Annotated in this window: 18 protein-coding genes; 5 read left to right on the top strand and 13 right to left on the bottom strand. The window is 44.6% G+C overall.

What is annotated here, in order from left to right; genetic code table 11:
* Nucleotides 1-86: 86 nt before the first annotated feature.
* The gene (locus FO441_RS03705; protein WP_145285945.1) at nucleotides 87-1,355 is read left to right on the top strand and encodes an amidohydrolase family protein; all 1,269 of its coding nucleotides are present in this window, start codon (nucleotides 87-89) and stop codon (nucleotides 1,353-1,355) included.
* Between the two features lie 101 nt (nucleotides 1,356-1,456).
* Here the strand turns inward: FO441_RS03705 and FO441_RS03700 are convergent, their stop codons facing one another.
* Nucleotides 1,457-1,855: a hypothetical protein gene (locus FO441_RS03700; protein ID WP_145285942.1), complete on the bottom strand. Its 399-nt coding sequence runs from the start codon at nucleotides 1,853-1,855 to the stop codon at nucleotides 1,457-1,459.
* Complete coding sequence (locus FO441_RS03695) at nucleotides 1,852-2,061, bottom strand: helix-turn-helix transcriptional regulator (RefSeq protein ID WP_145285940.1); 210 nt, start codon at nucleotides 2,059-2,061, stop codon at nucleotides 1,852-1,854. The genes FO441_RS03700 and FO441_RS03695 overlap by 4 nt, the downstream gene beginning before the upstream one ends.
* 166 nt (nucleotides 2,062-2,227) lie before the next feature.
* On the opposite strand from FO441_RS03695, the gene FO441_RS03690 reads away from it, so the two are divergent.
* Both FO441_RS03690 and FO441_RS03685 read left to right on the top strand, forming a co-directional pair.
* On the top strand, nucleotides 2,228-3,415 hold the full coding sequence (locus tag FO441_RS03690; RefSeq protein WP_145285937.1) for a cation:proton antiporter: 1,188 nt from the start codon (nucleotides 2,228-2,230) through the stop codon (nucleotides 3,413-3,415).
* Between the two features lie 115 nt (nucleotides 3,416-3,530).
* Complete coding sequence (locus FO441_RS03685) at nucleotides 3,531-4,313, top strand: alpha/beta hydrolase family protein (RefSeq protein ID WP_145285934.1); 783 nt, start codon at nucleotides 3,531-3,533, stop codon at nucleotides 4,311-4,313.
* A gap of 89 nt (nucleotides 4,314-4,402) precedes the next feature.
* Here FO441_RS03685 and FO441_RS03680 read toward each other — a convergent pair whose 3' ends face one another.
* The 9 genes from FO441_RS03680 to FO441_RS12745 all read right to left on the bottom strand — a co-directional run bounded on the left by FO441_RS03680 (nucleotide 4,403) and on the right by FO441_RS12745 (nucleotide 13,274).
* Nucleotides 4,403-4,852 (bottom strand): ASCH domain-containing protein, encoded by a 450-nt coding sequence (locus FO441_RS03680; protein ID WP_145285931.1) that lies wholly within the window; start codon nucleotides 4,850-4,852, stop codon nucleotides 4,403-4,405.
* Nucleotides 4,853-4,891: 39 nt separating this feature from the next.
* Nucleotides 4,892-5,368, bottom strand: a complete 477-nt coding sequence (locus FO441_RS03675; RefSeq protein ID WP_145285929.1) for a GNAT family N-acetyltransferase — start codon at nucleotides 5,366-5,368, stop codon at nucleotides 4,892-4,894.
* A 23-nt stretch (nucleotides 5,369-5,391) separates the two neighbouring features.
* Nucleotides 5,392-6,405: a S66 family peptidase gene (locus FO441_RS03670; protein ID WP_145287337.1), complete on the bottom strand. Its 1,014-nt coding sequence runs from the start codon at nucleotides 6,403-6,405 to the stop codon at nucleotides 5,392-5,394.
* 169 nt (nucleotides 6,406-6,574) lie between these two features.
* Nucleotides 6,575-7,516: a magnesium transporter CorA family protein gene (locus FO441_RS03665; RefSeq protein ID WP_145285926.1), complete on the bottom strand. Its 942-nt coding sequence runs from the start codon at nucleotides 7,514-7,516 to the stop codon at nucleotides 6,575-6,577.
* A gap of 339 nt (nucleotides 7,517-7,855) precedes the next feature.
* Entirely contained in the window at nucleotides 7,856-10,399 is a 2,544-nt protein-coding gene (locus tag FO441_RS03660; protein WP_145287334.1) for a heavy metal translocating P-type ATPase, read from the bottom strand.
* 80 nt (nucleotides 10,400-10,479) lie between these two features.
* Entirely contained in the window at nucleotides 10,480-10,812 is a 333-nt protein-coding gene (locus FO441_RS03655; RefSeq protein WP_145285923.1) for an ArsR/SmtB family transcription factor, read from the bottom strand.
* A gap of 100 nt (nucleotides 10,813-10,912) precedes the next feature.
* Complete coding sequence (locus tag FO441_RS03650; protein ID WP_145285921.1) at nucleotides 10,913-12,133, bottom strand: MFS transporter; 1,221 nt, start codon at nucleotides 12,131-12,133, stop codon at nucleotides 10,913-10,915.
* A gap of 387 nt (nucleotides 12,134-12,520) precedes the next feature.
* A complete protein-coding gene (locus FO441_RS03645) occupies nucleotides 12,521-12,766 on the bottom strand; it encodes a hypothetical protein (protein WP_145285917.1) in 246 nt (81 codons plus the stop codon).
* Between the two features lie 37 nt (nucleotides 12,767-12,803).
* Nucleotides 12,804-13,274 (bottom strand): tubby C-terminal domain-like protein, encoded by a 471-nt coding sequence (locus tag FO441_RS12745; RefSeq protein ID WP_425473445.1) that lies wholly within the window; start codon nucleotides 13,272-13,274, stop codon nucleotides 12,804-12,806.
* Between the two features lie 392 nt (nucleotides 13,275-13,666).
* Here FO441_RS12745 and FO441_RS03640 point away from each other — a divergent pair, with 392 nt between their 5' ends.
* Complete coding sequence (locus tag FO441_RS03640; protein ID WP_145285914.1) at nucleotides 13,667-14,053, top strand: DUF3021 family protein; 387 nt, start codon at nucleotides 13,667-13,669, stop codon at nucleotides 14,051-14,053.
* A 134-nt stretch (nucleotides 14,054-14,187) separates the two neighbouring features.
* The gene (locus tag FO441_RS03635) at nucleotides 14,188-14,916 is read left to right on the top strand and encodes a metallophosphoesterase family protein (RefSeq protein WP_145285911.1); all 729 of its coding nucleotides are present in this window, start codon (nucleotides 14,188-14,190) and stop codon (nucleotides 14,914-14,916) included.
* A gap of 100 nt (nucleotides 14,917-15,016) precedes the next feature.
* On the opposite strand, the gene thiE is transcribed toward FO441_RS03635, so the two are convergent.
* Together thiE and thiM are read right to left on the bottom strand one after the other, a co-directional pair.
* Nucleotides 15,017-15,646 (bottom strand): thiamine phosphate synthase, encoded by a 630-nt coding sequence (gene thiE, locus FO441_RS03630; RefSeq protein ID WP_246094995.1) that lies wholly within the window; start codon nucleotides 15,644-15,646, stop codon nucleotides 15,017-15,019.
* Nucleotides 15,643-16,428 carry a hydroxyethylthiazole kinase gene (thiM, locus tag FO441_RS03625; RefSeq protein ID WP_145285908.1) on the bottom strand — a complete coding sequence of 262 codons (786 nt, stop codon included), beginning with the start codon at nucleotides 16,426-16,428 and terminating at the stop codon, nucleotides 15,643-15,645. The genes thiE and thiM overlap by 4 nt, the downstream gene beginning before the upstream one ends.
* Nucleotides 16,429-16,430 lie beyond the last annotated feature (2 nt).

The following is a 16,430-nucleotide window of genomic DNA, read 5'->3' as shown; positions in this document are numbered from 1 at the left end:
ATAGATTAAGTTAGTTTTTATAGCTAAATGGAATTGCTATTGAAAAAATATTCTACTACAAAAATCAGTAAAGCAGAGGGATGAACATGTTATTAAAGAATGCAACTTTTCTAAACAGTCATATGAGGTTTGATAAAGGAGATATCTACATAGATGGGGATAGGATCAACTTTCAAGTAAGCGATATTGAAATTGAAGAGATCGTGGACTGCACCGATTACTTAATATTGCCAGGTTTGTTTAACTCTCATTTTCACAGTTATTCCCCTATCGCAAAGGGATTGATGAAGGAAATGGAACTACAAGACTGGGGAAACTCCTCAAACCAAGGAAAACTACAACAATTACTGTTTGATTATGTAGATAACAAACTCACTGAAAATGAGTTTTCTTGTATTGCCCAAAAAAGCTATGTAGATATGGTTAAAAATGGTGTTACATTTGTAAGTGATTCAGATCCACAATCCCCTGGATGTTTAAAAAAAGTAATGGAAGAACTAGGGATAAAAGGAATCATTGATGCTTATGAAGAAATTGGAGACTATCAAGGAACCCCCGGTAAAATTGACTTTGGGTCTCACCTATTGGAAGAAGAGGACATTACAGAAGAAGAACTACAGAAAGTAAAAGAATTAAAGAGTAATTATAACCCTATCATGATGACACATTGCCTCGAAAGTCAGTGGAGATCGGACATCGTTCAATCTAAGTATGGACAATCCAGTGTGTCGTTATATAGAAAACATGGACTATTGGATAAACACACTGTTCTATTTCATGGAGTATATATGAACCCAACAGATATGGATATACTTGCAAAAAGTAATAGTTCGGTTATCCACTGTCCATCTTCCAATCTGGACACAGGCGCAGGTATTGCAGATGTCTCAACAATGATTGATAAAGGACTCAATGTTGGTTTGGGTACGGATTATTCCCATACAAACATGTGGGAACTAATGCGATTAACATACTACTTGATGAAAGTGAATAACCCTTTAGAGAAGCACACTGTAGAGGATGTCTTTAAAATGGCAACTAGAAACGGAGCTGAAGCCTATAGTTTGAAGGCGATAACAGGAGAAATAAAACAAGATTATAAAGCAGATTTAATTTTCCTTCGAAAAGAAGTAGAAATGGAACCCATGATAGACAGTGACGGCTTTACTAATTCCCTCTACAACTTGCTATTCTATAGTAGAGATGATTCAGTCCAGCATGTAATGATTGATGGAGAATGGGTTATGAAAGAGAGAAAAATCATGTTGGTAGATGAAGAAGCGCTTGATGCTGAATATAATAGAATTTCCGATGGCTTTCGGAAATATCTGGATAGCCAAGATCAAATCAACTAAGGCAATCTCAAAACAAACGGTCACTAATAGCAAAATAAGATGCAAAATAGATCCGGGTAAACTGAAGTAACCCGGATCTATTATATTACATACCAGCTAGCCTACCTCCTTTTTACTATAAGACCACCTATACCCGAAAGTCCAATATATGCGAAGAAGAAAATCCAAAGGTAAAGGATGGGGAGTGCCTCATAATCCAGCAGTGTAAACACAGCCAAGGCAATGAACAAAATGGCCAGAAATATATGTGAAGTATATAAGAAATATCGCGCGATATTTCGAGCCACTCGTTCATCCGCTTCCGGCACGTTGTCTTTCTTGCTTTTCATCCTGATAATCTGGATGACGGTCAGAATAGTGCTTGCGAATAGTCCGCCCGCAAGTACGTCATATGGAAATTCTCCTTGAAAAAAATATGCAAGTAAGGAACCGAGTATGGTACCAATAAGGCCCCCTATTATTATGGAAAACGGCGCCCAGCTACTTCTGCCCTTCGTCATTCTTCATCCTCCTCCAATATAAAAATGTCTTCAATCGGCACTTCGAAGTACTTCACCAGTTTCAATGCCAGTTCAAGGCTTGGGTTATATTTGTTTTTTTCAATCGCATTTACGGTCTGTCGTGTGACCTGAAGATCTTCAGCCATTCTCGTCTGTGTTATCCCTTTACTCTGTCGGATTGTTCTAATATTGTTGACCACGCCCATATACCAGCCTCCTCACAAGTAGTAAAGATATCTTTACATAAACAGTAACAGACTCCTTCGCATGTGTAAAGATATCTTTACTACTAACTTCAGGTGTGTGGAACCTCAAAGTTTAATCATAAAAAAGTAGGGAATTTATTTACATCTATTACTGGGAGGGATTGTCATGTCGGTTTCACATATCATCATACTGCTGTTTATCGGATACATCATCTTCACCATTGATAAGAAGCAGGAAAACTTCCCTGTTCCGGTCATACTTGTCGGTATAGGTATCGGACTTTCTTTCATACCCTACTTTTCCGACGTACAGGTGACGGAACGCACCATCTACCATGTCTTTCTTCCTGCGCTCCTGTTTACATCGGCCTATCAATTTTCAGCGGGTGAGTTCAAGAAGAATGCTGGAATCATCATATTCCTGGCAACCATCGGCATCATGCTTACTGTCGGATTGCTCGGGTCCGTCATATTTCTTGTCAGCGGTCCTTTCGTCTCCATTACTTTTCTCGGCGCGCTGGTCATCGCATCGATTCTGACACCGACCGATCCTGTGTCGGTTGTTTCAATCATCCAGAAAGCAGCCGGAGATGACACCATAGCAGATGTGGTTGAAGGGGAATCGCTACTTAACGATGGAACAAGCATCGTCATTTTCAGTACATTGGCCGGCATGCTTGCCCAGAGCCAGTCAGCTGGCGTCTTCTCATTCTTCGGCCAGTTTCTGCTCGTTTCACTGGGCGGCGTGGCGCTTGGTGTCATATTTGGATGGCTGATCAGTAAAGCTGTCTATATTACTCATCATCAGCAGTACCACGTCATGCTGAGCATCATTTTGGCATACGGCGTATTCAACATTGCGGAAGCCATTCATGTGTCCGGTGTACTTGCAACTGTATCTGCCGGCATCATGCTGTCATTCGAGTTTGCCAGCTCTGAAAAAGAAGAGAAATTCAAGGAGAACCTGGACGGGTTCTGGACCATTGTAGAACCTTCCGTACTTACCCTGCTCTTCCTATTGATTGGTATAGAAGCGAAAGAATTTCTGGCATTTGGTGCATGGGGATTTGCGCTCATCATCTTTCTACTGTCAATCATCGTCCGGTTTGCCATCGTCATGGGCGCCACTCAGGCATTCTCGAAATGGCGGGATAAGATCAGCTGGCGTGAATCGACTGTAATTACATGGGGTGGACTGAAAGGCTCGATGTCCGTCTACCTCATCCTGAGCCTCTACTCGATGAACTCTGGGCAGCATGACACGATTGTTTCTCTATCATTCGCAGCTGTATTGGTTTCACTTGTCGTCCAGAGCATGGGGGTTTCACCACTGGCGAAAAAACTGATCAAATAGAACAGCAGTCTCCCTCCATATCTCACTTATATAGTGAAGATCATGGAGGGAGTTTTATTTAGAGCCGGATGGATCAGTATGGTACTATTGCATTAAAAAGACAAGGAGTTTTACTTTGGCAGACACTTATCGTGTTGCTTACGGTGTCCATGATTCACAATATGGAATACTGCGCATACCAGACGCTCAAGGCCCGCATCCGGTGGTTGTATCGATTCACGGTGGATTCTGGAGACAGAAGTATGATCTTGACGAGAACACCCCGCTTTCAGAGGATCTGAGAGACCGTGGCTATGCAACATGGAATATAGAATACAGGCGCACAGGAGAAGACAGCAGCGGGTGGATGGGAACATGCCAGGATGTCGTGGATGCGATCAATCATCTGGCACAGATTAAGGCAGATTATGATATCAATCTTTCACAGGTTATTCTTCTTGGTCATTCCGCCGGTGGGCATCTGGCACTATGGGCCGCTTCACGCCTCAGTGAGAATGTAGATGATCACAGTGGATCCACGCTGCTTATACCTATCCAGGGCGTCATCAGCCTGGCAGGTGTAGCGGATCTCAGGAAAATGTGGCATATTCATCAGGAAAGAGAAGTCGACAGCCCCGTCTCCGCCTTCATCGGCGGTCCGCCTGAAGAAATGTTGGAGAGCTATCATGCAGCTTCAACCATCGAACTGCTGCCGATTGGTGCCAGACAGATTCTCATTCATGGCGAACTGGATGAAAATGTACCTGTGGATGTAAGCGTTGGCTATCATGAAAAAGCTGTAGAGCAAGGGGATGATACCGAGTTGATCATTCTGCCGGAAGCGGAACATTTTAAAATTGTAGACCCGTCATCACAGGAGTGGGAAACAGTAGTAGGTGCAGTGGAATCATTAGTATAGCCAGTAAAAATAATACACTCTGTAGACTTCCAATTAATCAGCGAAGAAACAATAAAGCGCATTCCGACTTTGGTCGAAATGCGCTTCTTCTATTGCTCTTTCACATGGATGACATTGAAACGTTCGCATACGAGCAGCATGTCTTCTGAGAATTCCCGCCCGATACTTTGAAGTTCATTTGTGAAGAAGTCTACATGTGCGTTCCACCAGTACTGGTATGTCCTATCCCCTTCACCTTCTGAAATCGCAAATTCTTCACTGACTTCATTCATGGGTGTGATGGTGACCTCCGTAGTTTTGATGATGGAAGTCGGCTTATCATCGCCATCAAGAATTATGCTGTAGTCTTCTGTTGTAGGCAGTGGTTCATTTTCCACATCATAGAAGATGCGCCCTGAACATGTTGCAGTCTTCACTCCATCTGATACCAGCTGGGCGAGGTAGTCCGGATCTGCGCCAAACTGCCATGCAGTAACCGACTCCGGTTTCTCCTGCCCTTCCCAGTATTCCTCCCAATAGGCTTGTGCTTCCTTATTCATATTCATGATCCTCCATATTTCCTGTTGTTATTATACTGGTCAAATCACTAACTTCATTATACTTTGTTCACCTTCAGGGCCACCGATTGTCTTGCCGGTATCCTGAAATCCTGTCTTTTCATACAGTCTCCTTGCATGCACGTTCTTGTGATTTACTGATAGTACAATCCCGTTGCAGTCAGGATACTCATTCCGTATGAACTCCCCCAGCCTGTTCAAAGCCTGCTTTGCAAACCCTTTCCCTTGCGACTGATAATCAATCAGTAGCGAAGTCAGCAGCATTGCACTGTCATTGCTGGTGTAGGACGCTACTTTTTCAGATGAATCCAGAATGAAGAATCCGACTGGTTCGCCCCTGTTAAGTATGACGATGCGATACTGACCGCAATCGACATTTTCATACTCCAATGGCATTGATGTGAATCTTTCCTGATCTTCTGGAAGCTGGAATTTCTTTAACGTATTCATGTGATCTGCATTGTAATGCTGCAGAACGACACTCTCTTTACTATCCAATGTTCATCTCTCCTCTTGCCATCCTAACTGAATCTCTGCAGAACAGTTCCGTGACCATTCTTCACTATTACTTTGGCATATGCACCGTTTATAAAAGTGATCTGGGGTGGCATATGGCCACAATCAATGTCATATGCAATCGGGACATCGAGCTCTTCTGAAAGTGCTTTATAGACATCTTCAGCCATATAGTTTTCGACCGGCATATTTGCAGGGCTTCTGCCGAACATGATGGCAGATACATTCTTGAACCAGCCGGCCAATTTCATCTGCACCAGAGACCGTCTCAGATCTGTAGTGGACATCTCACAGTTTTCAAGATACCAGATCACCGGTTCGTCCGGTATGTATTTTTCTCTGAATTTCTGGACGTTTCCATAAGGTGTGCCGATAAGGTGACGGATTGTGTCGATGCAGCCGCCCAGCAACCGGCCTTCCGCCCTGACGCTCTGACCGGAAACTGTCTGCCAGTGTGTCTCTTCCGAAAGATTGAAGATATGTGGCGTCGGATTTTCAAAGTCCCATTCTTTCTGATAGCACTTCGACGAATGCTGCGTGACTGCTTCGCCTTTCTCTGTAGAGAGAACGATCTCCCACATGGCAGTTGTCGCATCGCTCTCTTCACCTCTCAGATCAATCAGATTCGTGCCATGTGCGGTGGCTATACCAGTATTCAATGTGATGGCCAGCAGCAGCGTACTGGTGTCAGAGTACCCCATCATCCATTTGGCTGGCATGTTGTTGAAATTCATATGCTCAAGCATCTCAATGAGCAGTTCCCCACCCCACGGCGGAATGATCATGTCAACAGTTTCATCAGCAAGCATTTCTTTGAGCTCTACAGCACGTTTCTCAGCAGATGCAGATCTGGCTTTATCATCCGTCCATGCAGTCTCACCAATCTTGAAGCTGTAGCCTTTCTGCTCCATTCTGCCGATTGCGGACTTCAGAATGTCATGCAGATCTTCAGGCACACCTGATGAGGGCGCCGTGATGCCGATGGTCGCATTCTTTTTCATAACAGGAAACTGAATCAACATCATCACTCCTCTTCACATGTATTAATAATAACATAGACTCAAATTAACTCTGAATGCAATATAAATTGAACTATATAATATATATTACGACAGAAAATGAACGTTCACTCTTTTTATCCATTTCAGCCAATGCAAAGAATCAGACGCTCTTTCATGATCTATCAAATCACTTCTTCTTTGCCTCTTTCCTATTATTCAGCACATCACCCATCCAGCCCTTATTGCGAAGAAACTGATAGATTGCACCGGTGTTAACAATAATGAGCAGCCAGGCAAACAAGTATCCATACTTGTAGTCCAGTTCCGGCATATGAATAAAGTTCATCCCCCAGAGCGCCCCCCAGGCCATGATTGGTGTAAACAGGACCGTGACTATGGTCAATGTCTTCATGATTTCGTTGCCCCGCACATCAGCCTTGACGCTCTCGAGCTCTGCCATGCTGCCGATTTCTTTGCCATATTCGGTCACCAGAGTGAATGCACGACGGATCCGGTGCCGCATCTTATTATATATCGGCCCCTCTTTAATTGATTCACCAAACGCTTCCGGTACCCCAATCTCTATTTCCTTAAGAGGAAGAATCAGGCTTTTCAATATAAGGAGCTCGTGCCGGCATTTCATGATCTGAGAAAGCACCTTTTCATTATTCTTCCGTTCCAGCTGCCATAGCAGATCATTAATCCTGCCTTCAAACAAGTCAATCTTCTTCAGATAGCTGTTGAGAATGATATTGATGAACACCATGAACCCCTCGATCGGCGTGTGGGTAAGATCAAGTTTTGTCATGATATTACTTGTGTCGATCTTTTCAAACACATCGAAATCCAAATGATCGGTCAGAAGAAACTCCCGGGTCAGACAGAAATGGAAAACACGTTCCGACTCTGGATCCTCAAGGTCGTGGTCATATACAAGAGACCCCCATACAACCTCTCTCCCCTCATAGGTCGTATCCATCTGAAGGTTGTTCGTCTCCCCTTCACTCGCCTGATCCAGCCACCTATCGTCCACATGATAGCCCGAAATCTTCTTCTCGAGGGCCGCCTTATCGCTGAAATCCATCTCAATCCATTGCCACTTTCCATCATTGAAAGCATGCCCGTTCATATTATAACCCCCAGCTCGGTAGAATCATGATGATATTTTGTTGTTGCTATGTATAGTACTATCCTATCTACCCGCTTCCATTTTCTGATAAACTTTGAGGGTTTTCAGAGCATTTCCAAACTTAACATAAATTAAAAAGAGTGGGGCTGGGACATAAATATCTTTATCACAAATAATCCGTACGCTAGCTTTCCTGGGGCATCGCGTAAGCCTGTAGTCTTACGCTGATGCTATTCCCCAAGGAGTCAAACGTACGGATTATATTTATATTTCATGACATGCATCATCTGTTCCAAACTTTTGTCCCAGCCCCACTCTGATTCGATAAAACAAAATGCCCTACTCTTTCACATTCAGCAGACGCAATGCATTCAGAATGACGATGATTGCGGCGCCTGTGTCACTCAGTACCGCCATCCAGAGTGTCAGCCATCCTGGGAATATAAAGACGAGTGCAATGGCTTTGACGATCAGTGAGAACCATATGTTCTGCTTGATGATTGACAGCGCCTTCCTGCTCAGCTTCATAGTATGTGGCAGTTTTTCGAGATTATCCGCCATCAGGACGATGTCTGCAGTCTCCATGGCAGTATCCGTTCCTGCACCACCCATGGCAATACCGATGTCGGATAGCGCCAGTGCAGGGGCATCATTGATGCCATCCCCTACCATCGCAACTTTATGGCCTTCTGCCTGCAGCTGTCTGATTGCATTCACTTTGTCTTCAGGCATCAGCTCTGCAAAATAACGATTCACATTCGCTTCAGCCGCAATCCGCTTCGCCGTGCCTCTGTTATCACCAGTCAGCATGACCAACTGATCCACACCTGCGTGCCTCAGATCCTTCAAAGCCTGTGCTGTTGTCTTGCGGATGGTATCGGAGACGGCAATGACGCCAATCACTCCTTTTTTTGTACCGATGATGACAACTGTCTTGCCTTGAGACTGGATGTCTTCAAGCGCTTCTTCATGACCACTCAGTGAAATACCCGCTTCAGCGAACAATTTTTGATTGCCGGCATAGTAGACCTGACCTTCGATTGTCGCCTGGACACCTTTGCCGACAATATTACTGAAACGTTCGCCTGGCTTCACCTGGATATTCTGTTCTTTGGCGTAGTCCACAATGGTTCTGCCGATTGGATGAGTGGAATAGTCTTCGAGCGTATAGGCAATGGAAAGCAGTTCTTCCTCAGTAGTCCCATAAGCCTTCACTTCTGTAACCTGCGGTCTACCTTCTGTCAGTGTGCCTGTCTTATCAAAGGCAATGACTTTGATCTGTGCGGCCTTCTCAAGAAATGTGCCGCCTTTGATCAGTACGCCGTTCTTCGCCGCATTGCCGATGGCCGATACAATGGCGACCGGTGTCGAAATGACAAGTGCACAAGGGCAGGCAACAACGAGCAGTGCCAATCCTTTATAGACCCACTCTCCCCAGCTGCCTGCACCAAATAATGGCGGCAGGACAATCACAGCAAGTGCTGCAGCAAATACAATCGGAGTGTAGATGCTTGCAAACTTGTCAATGAAAGCCTGGGTCGGTGCCCGCTGCTCCTGGGCTTCCTCAACCATATGGATGATCTTCGAGATGGTCGTATCCTGAACCAGCTTCGTCACTCTGACTTCGATGGATCCATGTTCATTGATTGTACCGGCGTAGACAGTGTCACCTTCGACCTTGTCGACCGGCATGGATTCCCCTGTGATCGGTGCCTGGTTGATGCTTGTCTCACCTTTCACGACTTCACCATCAAGTGGCACTCTGTCCCCTGGTTTGATGATCGTAATCTCACCGACAGTGATGTCACTGACCGGTTTCTGCACCAGTTCAGACCCGGCTTTTACCCATGCTTCAGAAGGTGTGAGATCCATAAGGTTTCGGATCGACTTTCTTGTCCGTTCGATCGACTGGTTCTGTAGAGCGATGCCAAGGGCAAACAGCCATACGACAGTAGCACCCTCGAACCATTCACCAATCAGAGCTGCACCAATCACCGCAGCCGACATGAGCACGTTCATATCCAATGAGCCGCTTCGTATGGCATAATAGGCACTTTTGACCGGCTTGTATCCGCTGATGACAATGGCAATAGCATAGAGTATCGTACTCATCATCTGCGGCAATCCTGCATAGGAGCCGATAAAACCGACCGCAATCAGTGCACCTGTAATGATGATGTTCTGATATTCACTTTTCGGCTTTTTGCCAGTATTGGTTCCAACTCCGTCAGCAACAGAGGCATGATAGCCGATTTTGGATACTTCCGAAATGATGTCCTCCACACTGTTGTCATGCTCCACTTTCATCTTTCCTGTAGAGAAACTGACATCCGCATGCTTGACCTTGGACAGCTTGCTGAGATGATTTTCAATACTCTGGGCACAGCTGCCGCAATCCATGCCTTCCACAATATAAGTTCTCAAATTGCGCTTCTGTTCCGGCATCTCAATCTCAAAACCAAGCTTCCTGACAGTCTGCTCTGCACCATCAAACGCACTCTGATCCATGCCGACCACCTGCAGCTTGGCTGTACCGTAGCTGACCTTCGCTTCGATGATACTGCCTAGAGCATTTACACCTTTCTCAATGGTCATTGCACAGGACGGGCAGTCCATGCCCTGGATGCGGTATACTTTCTTTTCACCCTGAACCGCTGTCACTTCACTGGCAGAACTGCTGCTGCAACAGCCTTCAGGCTCGTCCTCAGATTTTTCAGAACTACAGCAGGCGCTCGCTTCTTCAACTTCGGTACTGCAGCACGTACTGCCTTCGCTTGCTGTCTGCGCTTTTGAAGCGCTGCAACAGCCTTCAGGATCGTCTTCTGGATCACCGGGACCATCATCACCACAGCATGTATTTGTTTCACTCGTCTGGCTTGCCATCTCACGAACTTCCGTAGTGCAGCAGGTGCTGCTGTGGCTCGCTACTTTTTCCTTTGATTGACTGCAGCATGTTTGGGACATTATACATCACAACCTTCTATATGATTTTCACAGGACGCTACATTCTCTCCAACATCTTCAAGCACTGTATCGAACATGGAAAGCAGGTCACGCATGTTCTGATTGCGCAGTGCGTAATATATGTACTTTCCCTGCTGTCTCCCGATGATGATGCCGCAATCCTTCAGGCATGCAAGGTGCTGGGAGATGCTCGACTGGCTCGCGCCGATATCAGTTACAATCTGAGACACTGTCTTCTCATCCTCCTTGATGGACTCAAGTATCTGAAGACGCGTCTTATTCGAAAACCCATGGATCAGCTTCACTTTTGTATCCAGATCTGCCGTCAGCATATGATATCCTCCTTATATTAGGGATTATTAATATGTTATACACATATTAGCAAAACCTAATGTGAGTGTCAAAACAATATCAATCAGTCAATCCTCTCCTTCAGCTGCTCTCCTGCCGGTAGGCATCCTTTCTTTGGCCTCCCATTATAAAAATGTTGATAGCAAGTCCCAGAATCAGGAACAGGAACGAGCCGATGATGTAGACAATTCTAATGTCGTACACTTCAGACAGTACGCCTGCAGCAGTAGTGAATAGAATGATCAGCATTGCTTCCAGAATACCGAAGACACTTGAGAATCTGCCCATGATTCCAGTCGGTACACTGTTTTGGTAGAAAGTGTAGAACCCTGTATTTGCAAATGATAATGCAAATGTCAGTGTGAAAAAGCCGATGGACGCCCATATGAAGTTTCCTGAGTAGCCGAAGATCAGATACCCCACTGGTGTGAAAAAAGCGCCCATGCCAATCATCAGGTTGATTTTCAGCCGGTCGGCAAATAGAGCGTTTATCAAGGAGCCGATGATGATGCCGAGTCCTGCGATACTGACGAGAAAACCATACCCACTTTCAGACAATAGAAGTACACCGGTTGCAAACGCAGCTTCCAAAGAATCGAGTGCAGTCATGAAAACGATGATGCCAGTGAAAAGGCAGTATATCCATGCTATATGGAGGTTTGATCTGCTGAAACTTAAAACGGTTTTCCAGTCTGTGACTATCATTCTAAAGGTCACTTTTTCAGCAGAAACTGCTTGCTCGACTTTTATACTCGGAAGCATCAAAATAACAAAAGCTGATATCAATAAGGCCAGTCCATTCGCAAGGATGGCCATGGCCGGAGATCCGATAAATAGCAGGATACCTGCAATCGAAGGTCCTAGTATGAAACCGCTCGAGTTGATAAAGTTCCTCATTGCATTGAACCTCTGCCTGTCCTCCTTCGGTATCAGTTCAGTCATGTATACCATGGCAGCCGGTTCAAATATGGCACTTCCTATATTGATGATGAAAACCAGCATATAGATTATAATGATTGAATCCGTGAAAGGAAGCATGAATATGATTACAGCTCTGAGCAGATCGAGGTAGATCATCAAGTTTCTTCTATTTAACCTGTCTATAAAACTACCCGACCAGAAATTTGTAAATACTGTGGCAATAGGTATCATGATGTAGAGCAATGATACTGCAAGTACTGATTCTGTCATATCGAGGACAATCAGATTCAGTGCAATCAGATAGATCCAGGCGCCAAGATTGGATACACCGATTCCAATAAGCAGCAATAGCGGATATCTCCACTTGATACTTTCCGACATTCAACACCCTCCTGAATTCAATTTGGAACCAAAAAAGCCCACCCTCAAGCATCCAAGCTTGAGGACGGAACTTCCAGAATTCAGAAGGACGCGGTGCCACCTCATTTTGTCCATATGTCACCATATGAACCTCTCAAGTACGTCTGAAAAAACAGAGTATACTCCATCTCTATATCGGGAGAACCCGGTACACCATCAGTCATTCAAACAACATCCGGTATACAGCTCCAGGACTTGTTTCCAAACGCCTCTGCATCCTCCCTCTCAGCTCACGGAGTTTTCTGTTATGCATCAGCACATGTACTTTTCCCTTCGTCACTTTCAGTATTAGAATCATATTACTATAGTTCACCAGAATGAGGAAGACTATTTTTATCTATTGGGTAACTATAAAAAAACGAACATTGAACCGATAATGAACAATGGAATGAGATTGATGCCAATTGCAACAAAGCTGAGCAACCTACGATCTGCTCCATTCTCATCAAAAGCCAGTGAAATAATGGACAGTACCAGTAGCAGGAAAGTCGTTCCCCATGCTATGAAAAACATATTTCCTGTGTTATCTATCGTACCTGCAGTAAAGTAGTAGATCACGTTTAAAATAGAAATGGCAATCAGCGCCTTTTTCATTCAATCTCTCCTAACATATGTATTCGCGTTCACGCTTCTACTCTCCATAGAGATATGTGTGGAATGCTCCCAGAAAAAGCAGCTCATGTCTACGGCAGCTTTCGTCCAGAATTTCGAAGCTGGCGTCTATTGGAGGTATAAATGATATACGCCATCTTGCTATTTGTTTTCTGGACTTTTCTTCAGTGATCACTGCCCACCTTCCAAACTCTGCTTTCAAATCGAAATAAGTACCGTCGAATAGGAAACGAGTCTGATCGGGAACTTTGAACAAGTCTTTCTGTTTCATCTCAAACCGAAAAGAGTCACTTTCGTGGTAATATTCAGCATGGTACGTTCTCCACTTGAAAGGACTGCCTCTTTTAGACTGAAATATTATTTTTTCATCAGAATCCAATACTTCATACCTATTGATAAAGTTGACACTTCCAATAAAATCAAAAATTCTTTTCAGAAAATTATTGTACGTTTTTCTGATATAGCCTTTAGACTCGCCGTCTTCATCTATAATCTCTGATCATTCTGTTGAAAACTTGTTATAGACTCTGTATGTATACATTGATGACACCTCTGCCGACATTCTACTATCTCGCTCTGAATTACGCTAAAGTCTACTGGATTGATATTACTACTTTTATCATAATGAATATATTACAACCGTCTAATTAATTTTGAAAATTATTACTTATTAGACTATAATATACATATGCATTGTATCAGGATATTTACTTTAAATCATCAAAACATGGCTAAGGGACTGATTAATTTCATCACAAAATAGCACTGTAACCACTCTTCTCGTCAGCAAATCGAAATAAGAAACCTGTTCATAAGAAAAGCAACATAAAATGATTGTCACGACAATCAGCAAATAATTACATAAGAAAGAAAGTGATCTACATGCATCTTGTCAAAAAAGGGTTAACAAGGGGCACAATGCTCCTGCTGTTTATGATGGTACTTTTATTGTTGAGCTATACTAACGGTGCTTCTGATGAAGCAATCGCCTATGTATTCTATGGCATCATCGCCTTCTTCCTTGGAGTTACCAGTGTCATCTATCTGGTCGGGGAATGGAGCTTCGGCAAACAGATCATCGTCCATTACATATCCATGCTGCTCATCGTCTTTCCGACGCTTCTGTTGAGCGGCTTCTACCATACCGAATCATTCTCAGATATTCTGCAAGTGTTCATACTTTTTAATAAAGCCGGCATTATTCTTTTCTTCGTGACATTTTTTGCATCAAAACTGATCAGAACTGACAGAACAAAGAGAGAAGTATAGAGACAGGACACTTGAGTGATTATATTTATTAAAACCTCTAATTAATCTGCCGTCTTTTCCCTATGCCTTGATATCCCTTTCCGTGAAAGTATATGATTTAAGGGAGCAATTACTATTAAAGGCGGTGTTTCTAAATGAAGATAGCATTTATTTCCGATATTCATGGAAATGCGACGGCACTGGAGGCTGTGCTTGCGGATATTGAGAAGAAGCAGGCGGACAAGATTGTTGTTCTGGGTGATATTGCCTACCGGGGGCCTGAACCGAAAAGATCAATTGAGCTGGTGAGGGGTCTGAATACGGATGTCATCAAGGGAAATGCGGATGAATGGATTCATCGAGGTATAGAGGCAGGCGAAGTACCGAATCAGGTGCTCGATACTATGAGAGAGGAGCGGGAATGGTCTGTTGATCAGTTGTCGGATGAGGATCTGGACTATCTAAAAGGCCTGCCGTCGGAAGTGACTGTTGAACTGACGGATGAAATCAATGTCCATTGCTTCCATGCCACTCCTGAGAGTCTATTTGAAGTTGTCAAACCGGCAGAGTCGGACGAAGCATTGGAAGAGAAGCTTATGATTAATAAAAAAGCGGACATATTTCTGTATGGCCACATCCATCTGCCCTATGTGCGTCATATCAATGGAAAATGTGTGGCAAACCTGGGCAGCGTCGGATTGCCTTTTGACGGTTTGAATCAAGCCTCCTATCTGATTGCAGAAGGAGATGGCAATCAATTTAATGTAGGCATCCAGCGTATCAGATATGATGTCGAAAAAGTAAAGCAGCAGCTGGCGGAAAAGGATTATCCCAACCTGGAATTTCTGACGGGTGTCATTGACCGGGGGGCACTGCCGCAGTAGCAATGGGATGGATAAATTGACTTAAAAGAAAGATCTCCATGCATGGGCGTATTACTTTCCATGCATGGAGATCTTTTATTTGAGCCAGATACTATCTGATTCACTTCAGAAACCCTCTGACTGCCTGGCCCACGTCCTCTGCTTCTGCAATAGCGGATATGAATGAGACGCCATCTGCACCATTTCGGAGACATGATCTGAAGTTTTCAGTGTTGATACCGCCGATAGCGACCATGGGCAGTTCTTTAATCCGGCTTCTCATTTCTGCGAGTCCTTCGACACCGATGGTGCTGCCTGCGTCATCTTTGGAGTGTGTCGGGAATACCGGGCCTGTGCCAATGTAGTCGACTGCCGACAGCTCACTCCGGTCAAGCTCATAACGGTCTCTGACAGACAGTCCGATAATCTTGTCATCAAAATAGGGAGACAACGAAGTGACTGTCTGGTCGTCCTGACCAAGGTGGATGCCGTCTGCTCCCACTCTTTCTGCAAGTTGTGCATCATCGTTCACGATAAAAGGCACATCGTATTTTCGACAGAGAGATCTGATGGTTTCTGCAAAATTGACCAGTGCTTTTCCTTCCAGCGCATCCTGTCCCTTTTCTCTCAACTGGAACATGGTCACGCCACTCTCCAAGGCTTCCTCGATTACTTTCAGGGTGTCTCCCTCTACATTACTGCTGCCGCAGATGAAATATAATCTTAAATCTTCACGCTTCAGCTCCATCATAATCCTTTGACGGTCCTGTCCTGGAGCAGTCTATCCTCGCTCAAATAGAGTTCATCGATCAGATGACTGATGAAAGTACCAGGTGCCGGACGGCTCATCTGTGCAGCAGCACATTCGGCACATAAGTTATAGTAGCTGACTGCATCCACAACAGCTTCTGCGGTAAATTCTTTTTCGAGTCCAATGAAACCTGCTGTCAATGCGCCAAGTAGACACCCTGATCCTGTAATCTTCCCTTGCAGACTGTGCCCATTGAACATTGTAACAATGCCATTCTCTGTAGCAAGCGCATCCACTTTGCCGGTAACCAGAGCCGGAATTTTAAACCTGCTGTATACGGCATCGGCAATTTCTGCTGTGTCCGTCTGTTCAGTCGAATCGACACCTTTGAGGCTGCTTTCTGCGCCGGACAATGCCAGCATTTCTCCACCGTTGCCCTTGATCAGTGATACTTGATGACGGCTGAGCAGATCTTCTGTGATATCGACACGGAAATCTGAAGCGCCATATCCAACCGGATCAAACACAATCGGTTTGCCTTTTTCATTGGCGGCTTCCATCATTCTATCCATCAGCTCCACCTTGGCACGGTCTGCAGTACCGATGTTGATCAATAGCGCAGAGGCAGCATGCATCAGATCGTGTGCTTCCGCCTTTTCTCCGCTCATGATCGGGGATGCACCGGCAGCGAGCATGCCGTTGGCAGTAAAGTTTTTGACGACGTCATTCGTTATGCAGACAACCAGTGGACTTTGTATTTTCAGTTTCTCTATACGTTTCATAT

It is taken from the genome of Salinicoccus cyprini, from assembly GCF_007713705.1.
Lineage (GTDB): Bacteria > Bacillota > Bacilli > Staphylococcales > Salinicoccaceae > Salinicoccus > Salinicoccus cyprini.
Note: the sequence above shows the minus strand (reverse complement) of the source record. Positions and strands in the feature narration are given on the sequence as shown.

Coding starts and splice junctions, on each gene's coding strand:
- FO441_RS03695 (WP_145285940.1), bottom strand. CDS start 2,061: ATGGGCGTGGTCAACAATATTAGAACAATCCGACAGAGTAAAGGGATA.
- FO441_RS03645 (WP_145285917.1), bottom strand. CDS start 12,766: ATGAAAAAGGCGCTGATTGCCATTTCTATTTTAAACGTGATCTACTAC.
- FO441_RS03665 (WP_145285926.1), bottom strand. CDS start 7,516: ATGAACGGGCATGCTTTCAATGATGGAAAGTGGCAATGGATTGAGATG.
- FO441_RS03705 (WP_145285945.1), top strand. CDS start 87: ATGTTATTAAAGAATGCAACTTTTCTAAACAGTCATATGAGGTTTGAT.
- FO441_RS03655 (WP_145285923.1), bottom strand. CDS start 10,812: ATGCTGACGGCAGATCTGGATACAAAAGTGAAGCTGATCCATGGGTTT.
- FO441_RS03640 (WP_145285914.1), top strand. CDS start 13,667: ATGCATCTTGTCAAAAAAGGGTTAACAAGGGGCACAATGCTCCTGCTG.
- FO441_RS03700 (WP_145285942.1), bottom strand. CDS start 1,855: ATGACGAAGGGCAGAAGTAGCTGGGCGCCGTTTTCCATAATAATAGGG.
- thiM (WP_145285908.1), bottom strand. CDS start 16,428: ATGAAACGTATAGAGAAACTGAAAATACAAAGTCCACTGGTTGTCTGC.
- FO441_RS03690 (WP_145285937.1), top strand. CDS start 2,228: ATGTCGGTTTCACATATCATCATACTGCTGTTTATCGGATACATCATC.
- FO441_RS03635 (WP_145285911.1), top strand. CDS start 14,188: ATGAAGATAGCATTTATTTCCGATATTCATGGAAATGCGACGGCACTG.
- FO441_RS03650 (WP_145285921.1), bottom strand. CDS start 12,133: ATGTCGGAAAGTATCAAGTGGAGATATCCGCTATTGCTGCTTATTGGA.
- FO441_RS03660 (WP_145287334.1), bottom strand. CDS start 10,399: ATGGCAAGCCAGACGAGTGAAACAAATACATGCTGTGGTGATGATGGT.
- FO441_RS03680 (WP_145285931.1), bottom strand. CDS start 4,852: ATGAATAAGGAAGCACAAGCCTATTGGGAGGAATACTGGGAAGGGCAG.
- thiE (WP_246094995.1), bottom strand. CDS start 15,646: ATGATGGAGCTGAAGCGTGAAGATTTAAGATTATATTTCATCTGCGGC.